The sequence below is a fragment of the Stenotrophomonas sp. AS012628 genome, assembly GCF_010608305.1.
Taxonomy (GTDB): domain Bacteria; phylum Pseudomonadota; class Gammaproteobacteria; order Xanthomonadales; family Xanthomonadaceae; genus Stenotrophomonas; species Stenotrophomonas geniculata.
This window is the reverse complement of the sequence record NZ_VMBJ01000177.1, coordinates 1-255: the sequence shown is the minus strand read 5'-3', so window position 1 is coordinate 255 and position 255 is coordinate 1. Positions and strand designations below refer to the sequence as shown.

The 255-nt window shown below is 65.5% G+C and carries 1 pseudogene; it reads left to right on the top strand.

From position 1 onward, the window contains the following. A pseudogene (nfxB, locus tag G5A07_RS21500) lies at positions 1-255 on the top strand (efflux pump transcriptional repressor NfxB); the annotation flags it as partial.

Here is a 255-nt window from a genome sequence, read left to right as displayed (position 1 = left end):
ATCAAGGCGCTGGCAGTCGCTATCGTCGACCGCCCGCGAGCGACGCTGAAGGAACTGGCCGAGGCGGCCGGCGTAAGCAAGGCCACCCTGCACCGCTTCTGCGGCACGCGGGACAACCTGGTGCAGATGCTCGAGGACCACGGAGAGACCGTACTGAACCAGATCATCCAGGCCTGCGACCTGGAGCATGCCGAGCCTCTGGAGGCGTTGCAGCGCCTGATCAAGGAACACCTCACCCACCGCGAGCTGCTGGTA